3 protein-coding genes and 1 pseudogene are annotated in these 3862 nt (G+C 36.3%); 1 reads left to right on the top strand and 3 read right to left on the bottom strand.

Annotated features, from left to right (window positions below; translation table 11 throughout):
• Positions 1-877, bottom strand: a pseudogene (locus A9G24_RS03690) (IS1182 family transposase); the annotation flags it as partial.
• 121 nt (positions 878-998) lie between these two features.
• Positions 999-1265: a GrxA family glutaredoxin gene (locus tag A9G24_RS03685; RefSeq protein WP_065637818.1), complete on the bottom strand. Its 267-nt coding sequence runs from the start codon at positions 1263-1265 to the stop codon at positions 999-1001.
• A 594-nt stretch (positions 1266-1859) separates the two neighbouring features.
• Here A9G24_RS03685 and A9G24_RS03680 point away from each other — a divergent pair.
• Positions 1860-2969: a hypothetical protein gene (locus A9G24_RS03680; protein WP_065637817.1), complete on the top strand. Its 1110-nt coding sequence runs from the start codon at positions 1860-1862 to the stop codon at positions 2967-2969.
• Positions 2970-3004: 35 nt separating this feature from the next.
• On the opposite strand, the gene A9G24_RS03675 is transcribed toward A9G24_RS03680, so the two are convergent.
• Positions 3005-3862 (bottom strand): IS3 family transposase (locus A9G24_RS03675; protein WP_081303066.1); only part of this gene is annotated, 858 nt, incomplete at its 5' end.

Here is a 3862-nt window from a genome sequence, read left to right as displayed (position 1 = left end):
ATCTGCTCTGCCAGCAGTAAATGGCAAATGGGAGCCGTAAAATAACCCGCATCAAGACCGACACCAACCGGATTAAAGCCAAACCGCTCTAACTGGCGTTTTAATCGAGCCATGTAAGGCTGGGAATCATGGATATTTCCAGCTGTGACATAGGTATCGGTAATTAAATTATGTTTGCCATCAACCGTTCGGTGATCTAAGTAGAAGAATCCTTTAGGCTTGCCTTCCCGATGCATAAAGCCACTGTCTGGATCTGTTGTACTGACTTTAACATCCTTGTATTTCTCTACCGTCGATGGCTTTAAGACTTTTTTCCGTTTAATTCTCTTTCTGCGTTGATGGCTTGATTAAGCGCATCAATATATTGACTGGGCTCAACAATACGCTGCTCATTACGTGCTTTGCCTTTATTGGCATTTGCTTTTAGGTGAGTACTGTCCGTATATAATACCCGACCACTTATCAACCCTTTGGCAATGGCCTGCTCAACAATATTATCAAAAATCTGTTGATAGATTTCACTGTCATTAAACCGACGGCGACGATTTTGGCTAAGTGTTGAGGCGTCAATCACTTTTTCAGTTAATCCCATTCCCAGAAACCAGCGGTAAGCTAAATTGACCTGAATTTCCTGAACCAGACGACGTTCACTGGGGATACCGAAAAGATACCCCAATAGCATGATTTTAAACAGTCTGACCGGATCTTCTGCTGGACGACCATTATTAGGGCAATAAAGTGGTGCTACCGCTTCTCGAATAAATTCAAAATCAATGACTTTAGCTATTTTACGAATAAGATGATTTTGAGGGACAAGCGCATCTAGTGAGATTTGCTCTATTTTTTCTGGTGTCGCTGGAGTTGGTTTTTTTAGCATAGAAGAATTCCTCTTATAATGGACTCCTCTCTATTAGATCAAAGAACTCGCCAAAAAGCGAGTTCTTTGTCATCAATCTGACCCACCTAATGGTGGCTTAATTTTTATAGACTCTTTTCGATTACTCTTTAAATAACCCTAAATGCTCTTTCGCATAGGCCTCAAAATCAGTGCAGCCACCGATCGGTTTTTCATCAATAAAGATTTGTGGCACAGTTTCAACAGGTTTGCCAACACTTTTAGAAAGATCTTCTTTAGTAATGCCTTCAAGATTAATATCAACATAGCGATAAGAAAAATCGTCACGTTCTTGAGAAAGTTTTTCAGCTAATTCTTTAGCACGAACACAATAAGGACAACCCTGGCGACCAAAAATTACAGTATACATTTTTCACCTTTATCTTTTGTTTTAAATATAAGCCTAATATACTTCACATATTGAAGAAAAAAAGCAGTTAAATATTGTCAGTTAAATAGATTATATCTATTGATTTCCGACTTGAGAAGCGAATCAGGTTTTATATTAGATTATTCCAATCTGCTTGATTATTTTTTAGTAATTTAGATTTATTATTAAAAAATTTAGCGGATTTTGATATCCATCATATACCATTCTTAACAAAACTTTACAAAAAAGTATGATAACATACAGTACATTTTCATCTAAAATGTGGTTATGTTATTTTATTTATATAATATGCTATAAATTTTGATTGCTTGTTAGATTAAGCTAACTATTTATATTATATAGATAAAAAATTAAAAATAAGTATGAGGGATGATAATAATATGGTAAAATATAACTGGGCATCGGGCATTTTCGCTAACTATTGATAGTCAGTACTCTGTACTTGATTCAAGCTTTTGGCATTTAGTTTTATCTTCTTTTAATTTTACCTTCTTCCCATTTAAACCTGATTTTATAACCAAAATAACGGCACTTACAGCTTGCTTAAAACCGAAACTAACTAAAACGAGTTTAGTGTTATTATCGCAATTGGCAATAGCAAGTTCATCTCATGCCATATTAACCGCTACCACAACTAGTGTTATTACAGGCAATGCGCCAGAGGTCATAGCGTTATCCAGTGCAGATAAGCAAGGTTTTACGGTTAACGGCGTTTTTTATAGTGAGGCAAATGGTAATATAAAAGCGGGTGAAATTAAGGAATTTGATGGTAATTTAACGTTTAATGACTTTATTATTTCAAAATATGATTCCAAGAATTTGGATAAAGTGAAAAATTATCGTGATATTGATGGCGATAATGCCGAACCAAGCACTCCGTTTAAATTAGAAACGACCTATTATTGGTGGTATGACAATACAGGAAAACTGATAGCGGGTGATGATAAGAAAAAAATCATAGGTTGTGGCAGTGGTTATGCAATGCCATTAAAACTCATAATTAAAACTAATGTCAAAGCATATTCGGCGTATGGGATCCCAAAAGAAAGTGAATCTATTACATTAGCTAAAACTTACCAAATAGCAATAAAATCAAAAATTTGTTACGTTAAACCAAATGATATAGTAATTTCCAAAAACCTGCAATGGCGCTCATATGATCCGAGCATTACATCTCCGATCTCTGGGCCTTGGGCTTGGAACGCAGCTAATATAAGTCGCCATCCAGTTCATGGTGGAGGATATAGTGCTGATTATGTTCCTTTTTTTGGGTTTAAAGTTAACCCTGTAGCCGCAAATGAGCAATTTTTTCCAACAACTGGGTTCCCAGGCGCCAAATTTCAATTAGTGATGACTGGTGCACAAACGGATTACCATTACCAAGTAATTAATAATGGAGGAGGAGATATTTCAGTTGATCATAATGGTGTTGTAAAACTTATGAGTAAACCTGTTGGAAATGTTACCGTGAGGGCAATTTTAAAAAGAGATACTTCTATCATCCATGATTATAGATTTAACCCTACTACTGTGTGGCTAGAGCCTCAAAAAAATGAAAATATCACATTACCCGATGCAATAAATTTGTGCGGTGGAATCAAAAATATACCTTTACGTAAAGACTATACTAATTCTCCGGCTATTAATGTTGCAGAAAATAAAAATTGGAGTGTTTACCTGTAAATACCCCAAACTTAGTACACAACTCATGTAGAAAATCATGCTGCTTGTTTTAGTGTTTTATACTCAATCGGTGTCATGTTATTTAATGCCTCATGCGGTCTTTCGGTATTATAAATCGTTAACCATTCTTCGGTTATTCTCCTTGCTTGTGCTAAGTTGTTAAAAAGATATAAATCGAGTACTTCAGTACGATAGGTACGATTAAATCGTTCAATATAGCCATTTTGATAAGGGCTACCGGGCTGGATATAATCAATGGTTATACCATGTAATTTAGCCCAGTTGGTAAAGGTTTTTCCTGTAAATTCTGGCCCATTATCGACCCGTATTTTTAATGGATACCCATGATATTCGGCGAGTTTATCTAAATAACGGGTAATCCTTCCTGCTGGTAAGCTTACTGCAATATCAATCCCTAACGCCTCACGATTAAAGTCATCGATGACATTGAATGTCCTAAAGCGACGTTGATTACGACTACTGTCACTCATAAAATCCATTGACCAACATTCACCTTGTTTATTGGGGACTAATAACCTTTCCGGGCATCGTGGAGGAATGCGTTTTTTACGCTTTACCCTGAGATTAAGCTTTAATTCACAATACACCCGATATACCCGTTTATGATTCCATTGATAGCCGAGCTTTCTGATACGATTAAAACATTTAGGAAAACCCCAGCGTAAATGCCGGTCTGTGACAGCATTCAACACCGAAATAATCACTGAATCATCCTGTAACTTAGGTTGATAATAGTAAGCACAACGGCTTAAGCCAACAATAGCACAACTCATAACAATAGTAACTGAATGATTTTGTTGTAGTTGCTGTGCCCACATTTTACGTGCCTTGGTGGGCACTAAAGCTTTTTTATGATTTCTTCCTGAAGCTGG

It is taken from the genome of Gilliamella sp. App6-5, from assembly GCF_001690525.1.
GTDB lineage: Bacteria > Pseudomonadota > Gammaproteobacteria > Enterobacterales > Orbaceae > Gilliamella > Gilliamella apicola_H.
The sequence above is the reverse complement of the archived record's forward strand: the minus strand, read 5'-3'. Positions and strand labels throughout refer to the sequence as shown.

Excerpts from the sequence above, each read along its gene's own strand:
- A9G24_RS03685 (WP_065637818.1), bottom strand. The coding sequence starts at position 1,265 with ATGTATACTGTAATTTTTGGTCGCCAGGGTTGTCCTTATTGTGTTCGT.